The 5,040-nt window shown below is 66.6% G+C and carries 4 protein-coding genes; all 4 read left to right on the top strand.

The annotated features are described in order from the left end of the window. Positions 1-52 precede the first annotated feature (52 nt). A complete protein-coding gene (locus AC1DBQ_RS21670; protein ID WP_476930480.1) occupies positions 53-1,435 on the top strand; it encodes an MBL fold metallo-hydrolase RNA specificity domain-containing protein in 1,383 nt (460 codons plus the stop codon). Then, complete coding sequence (locus AC1DBQ_RS21675) at positions 1,432-2,748, top strand: erythromycin esterase family protein (RefSeq protein ID WP_476930481.1); 1,317 nt, start codon at positions 1,432-1,434, stop codon at positions 2,746-2,748. Before AC1DBQ_RS21670 ends, AC1DBQ_RS21675 begins: the two co-directional genes overlap by 4 nt. 295 nt (positions 2,749-3,043) lie before the next feature. Continuing rightward, complete coding sequence (locus AC1DBQ_RS21680) at positions 3,044-3,913, top strand: universal stress protein (RefSeq protein ID WP_476930482.1); 870 nt, start codon at positions 3,044-3,046, stop codon at positions 3,911-3,913. 97 nt (positions 3,914-4,010) lie between these two features. Continuing rightward, positions 4,011-4,697, top strand: a complete 687-nt coding sequence (locus AC1DBQ_RS21685) for a hypothetical protein (protein ID WP_476930483.1) — start codon at positions 4,011-4,013, stop codon at positions 4,695-4,697. Positions 4,698-5,040: the final 343 nt, after the last annotated feature.

Below are 5,040 nucleotides of genomic sequence, written 5' to 3' on the forward strand. Positions count from 1 at the left end.
GCACAGGTCTGCGCGGTCCACAGATCCACGGGTAGAGGTCCACGGGAGCACCATGAAACACCAGCAGCCGAGCCTGAAGTTCCTTGGTGCCACCGACACCGTCACCGGGTCCCGCTACCTGATCGACGCCGGCGGCCGGCGCTTACTGGTGGACTGCGRGCTCTTCCAGGRCTACAAGCGCAGTCGCGAGCGCAACCGGACGCCCTTCCMGGTGCCGCCGCGGTCCATCGACGCCGTGGTGCTGACCCATGCGCACCTGGACCACACCGGCTACGTCCCGGCGCTGGTCCGGGACGGATTCGGCGGCCCGGTCTACGCCACGGACGGCACTACCGATCTGTGCAAACTCATCCTCCCGGACAGCGGCCACCTGCAGGAGGAAGAGGCCAGGTATGCCTMGCAGCGGGGGTCGTCCGCGCACGATCCCGCGATCCCGCTCTACACGGCCGCCGACGCCGTAGCGTCCCTCAACAGATTTAAAATCCGGGACTTTGACGATCCCCTTGACCTCGGCGGCGGCATGGAGTTGACGTTCGTGCCGGCCGGACACATCCTCGGCGCCGCCCAGGTCCGCGTCCGTCTCGGCTCCCAGTCCGTGCACTTCACCGGAGACCTGGGCCGCGCCGATGACCCCTTCATGTACCCCCCGCGGCCGCTCGGTGAAACGGGGATCCTRGTGACCGAATCAACCTACGGCAACCGGAAACACTCCACGGAGGATCCGGAGAAGCAATTGGGGGAGATCATCAACCGCGTCGCGAAGCGCGGCGGCGTCATCATGTTCGCCGCGTTCGCCGTCGGCCGGGCCGAAACACTCATGCTGTACCTGTCCCGGCTCCTGCGCAAGGGCGCGATTCCGCGCATCCCGGTGTACCTGAACAGCCCCATGGCCATCGACGCCTCCGAAATGTACCAGCGCCACCCCGAGGAACACCGACTCAAGCGCGAGGAATTCGTGGACATGTACAAGCTGGCCAAGGTCACCCGCAGCGTGGACGAGTCCAAGCTCCTGAACCTGCGCGGCGGCCCCATGATCATCATCTCGGCCAGCGGCATGCTGACCGGCGGCCGGATCCTGCACCACGTCGCGGCGTACGGCCCGGACCCGAAAAACGCCATCATCCTCAGCGGCTACCAGGCCGGCGGCACGCGGGGAGCCACCCTGGCCGCCGGCGAACGGGAGCTGCGCATCTACGGGGAGGACATCAAGATCCGGGCCGAAGTGATCCAAATGGAAAGCCTGTCCGCGCACGCCGACGCCGACGGCATCATTGCGTGGATGAAAGCGGCAGCGAAGGAGYCTCGCATGACCTACATCACGCACGGCGACCCMGATGCGTCCGATGCCCTGCGCATCAGGATCAAGCGCGAACTCGGCTGGCGGGCCCGGGTACCCGAGCATCTGGAGTCGATCGACATTGAGGATCCGCGATGAATCCGGTTGCCGTCACCCGCACCTCAGTGCTGAAGGAGATCCATGACCTCGCCCGGCCGCTGAAAAGCGATCGCGACCTCAACGGCCTGGTGCGGCGGGCCGCCGACTGCCGTTTCGTCGCCATCGGCKAGGCGTCCCACGGCACCCACGAGTTCTACACCTGGCGCGACACCCTCAGCCGGCGTCTCATTGCCGAGGAGGGGTACAACTGGATCGGGGTGGAAGGAGACTGGCCGGACTGCTGGCGCATCAACCGGTGGGTCCGCGGCCAGGACGGCAAGGACCAGGGAGTGCACGCCCTGCTGGCCGGTTTCGAACGGTGGCCCACCTGGATGTGGGCCAATGAGGAAATCGCGGCGTTCCTGGACTGGCTGCGCACCTGGAATTCCGGCCGGCCCCTGGACAAGCGCGTGGGCTTCTACGGCCTGGACGTCTACTCGCTGTGGGATTCGCTGCGCGAAATCATCGGCTGGCTGCAGGAAAACGTCCCGGACGCCGTGCCCGCGGCCATGCGCGCCTGGCAATGCTTCTCGCCGCACCACGAGGACCCGCACCAGTACGCCTGGAGCACGCGGCTGGTTCCGCAGTCCTGCGAGGCCGACGTCGTGGCCCTCCTGACCGAGGTCAGGAACCGGGTCTTCAGCCCCGGCCCCCACGACGAGGACGCCTTCGACGCCGTCCAGAACGCCGAGGTCGCGGCCAACGCCGAGCACTACTACCGCATCATGGTCCGCGGCGACCGGCAGTCCTGGAATGTCCGCGACCACCATATGGCGGACACCATCGACCGTGTCAGCCGGCACCTCGGGCCGGCGTCGAAGGGCCTGATCTGGGAGCACAACACGCATGTCGGGGATGCGCGGGCCACCGACATGGCGCAGGACGGCCTGGTCAACGTCGGGCAGCTGCTGCGGGAACGCCACGCGGGCGAGGGGGTGCTCCTGGTCGGTTTCGCCGGGCACCGGGGTTCCGTGATCGCCGCCGACGCGTGGGGCCGGCCGGAGCGCATCCTCACGGTGCCGGAAGCACGTCCGGGCAGCCACGAAGACTTCCTGCATCAGGCCCTCGGCGTGCCGTCCGTGCTGGAGTTCGGTGACGACAGGACCGGGCCGTGGCTTTCGACGTKGCTCGGACACCGGGCGATCGGCGTCGTGTACCACCMGGAGCGGGAGGCGGGGAACTACGTTCMGACCCGGATGGGGGAGCGCTACGATGCCCTCATCTGGCTCGAGCACACCGCGGCACTGCGTCCCGTGCACCATGAGGGGCCGCCCCGGGAACCGGAATTGGAGACGGAGCCAACAGGTTTCTAGGCCGTGTAATTGKGCCGTGTCATCAGGCCCGCTGGCGGGTCCACCTGCAGATCCACGTGCAGGTCCGCAGCGCGGCGCGGGGCCTTAAGGCCCYAACCMGGCCCATGACGGGCGCGGGACACTGAAGGTGCCAGCCGGCTGTCGGCACTGCCGCCCGATCATGCACTACAGGCACCACCCAACTCAGATGTTTGGCGGTGCAGCCATCAAGCAGTGCAGGGATCATGCGGTCTATAGACAATGCGGTGTGTAGCTGCCGGTTCAGATCACGCGATGGAGAAGAGCAGGATTCAGAATGAGCAAAGCAATCGTCGTCGGTATCAACGGGTCTGCGGGCAGCGACGCCGCCTTGACGTGGGCCCTTCAGCGGGCGGCCCGGGACAAGCTTCCKGTCATCGCCCTCCACGCGGTGGATGACCGCTGGTTGTCCCCTGATTTCCAGTACCACGAGCTCATCCGCGAATCGGGGATGGAACTGCTTGAGAAAGCGAAGGCGAGCGCCAGCGAGCAGTCCCMTGGCGTCGAGGTGGACATCCAGCTCCGTCACGGCAGCGGAGGATCGGTGCTGCGGGATATCTCCAAGGAAGCAGCCATGATCGTCGTGGGCGGCCATGAAAAACATCACCTCGACGGCGGCCCAGTGACGGACCGCGCCCTGCAGGTCGTCKCCGCCTCGGACTGTCCGGTGGCCGTCATCCCCGCAAAACCTGGCGCCGGGGCCAAAGGCGTCGTGGTCGGCGTGGACGGTTCCGAGGAGTCGCTGCAGGCCGTGGCTGTCGCTGCCGCGGAAGCTGACCTTGGCGGAGACGAGCTCACCGTGGTCCTCGCGTTCAAGACCCCTGCCCGGTGGGTCGAGAAACAGCTGCCGTCCAGCGGCCTCGCCGAGAGCATGGTCGAAGAGAACCGGATCGTGCTMGCCGAGTMGGTGGCCGGGCTCGGCGACAAGTACCCCGACCTTGTGGTCCATCAGCGACTCGAGACGGACACCCAGCCGGCGAAGGCCCTCGTGGACACCGCTGCGGACGCCAGGGTGCTGGTGATCGGTAGCCGCGGCCGCGGCGGGCTCTCCCGCACGGTGCTCGGCTCCACAGCGCACGCCGTCTTGCTGAACGTTCCGTGCCCCACCATCGTCACGCGGGTGCACAAGGTCAAGCACGGGGACTGACGCCCGGCAAGTCCTTGCAACCCGATGAGTACCGGCCGGGAAGCCCCCTCTGCGGAGGGGGCTTTCCGCCGCCGCCGACGGATGGGAGGATGTTGCCGTGGACCCCTTCTACAATTTCGTCTCCCATTTTTGGTGGCTCGTCTTTCCCATGAGCGGACTGATGGGCGGGTGGGCCCGGTCCTGGTCCAAAGCCACTGAACGCCGGCACCGGCGCCGGATGGAGCTCTACACAATCAAGAACCAGGCCGCGCAGGCGGAACAGGCCAGCCAGGCCCAGGTCCTGGCCCTCATGAATGCGCACGACGCCGTGAACAGGCGCTGGCTCGACTACGAACTCGACGTCGGGAAGCTGATCGACTACCCGGTCATGACCGATGTCCGGGAGCCGCTCACGGTGGCTTTCCTGCGGGCCAAGCGTGAGGCCGACGGTCTGCGGCCCGCCGCCCCCGGTGACCTGAGGACTGCGGCCCGTTTGGCGGAGTACCGGGCMGCAGTCACCAGTTTCGAGATCGCCTTCGACATCGCGGAACGCGAAGCGAAGCGGATCAGGGACAGCAAATTCACCGGCCCGGAACGCCAGCGTCTGGAGACTGCCCGGAAGCTCCTGAGGATCGCCTMGGACGCCGMGGCGACTCCCGCCGAACGGCAGACGGCCTACAGACGCGCACGCCGTGAACTCGACGGGCTCATCGTGCTGCCGGAGGCCACGCTCGCCGCGCTCGAGGACAAGATTGCTTCAATGCTCGACGCCGGTCCCGCGCCTKAGGCGCGCCGGTCCGTCTGAGCAGCACCCCTGCCGGGGCAGTGCTCCCGGTCCACCTCTCTGTGACGAGGATMGCCTGGCGGCCCTGAGGGCCGGCTTCCTCCGGGAAGGGCGGAATTTAGGGTCTTCCGGCATGTTTTGCGCTGCTGTCTTTCCCACGTACCATCGATAAGGTTTCAAGCTGCGTTCGTGGCCACTGAGCATTCATCCGGATAGGCATGAGATGATTGTTTGTGGCCATGCGGMACCGGGGAAGTGGAACTGCTGACCGTGGACACTGCAGATTGGGCAACAGGTGGAAATCACCGTAATGGTGGCGCTAGTAGTATTGCTGGCGCTGTTCTTCGACTTCACCAATGGATTT

This window comes from Arthrobacter sp. 10T413_2, from assembly GCF_056394205.1.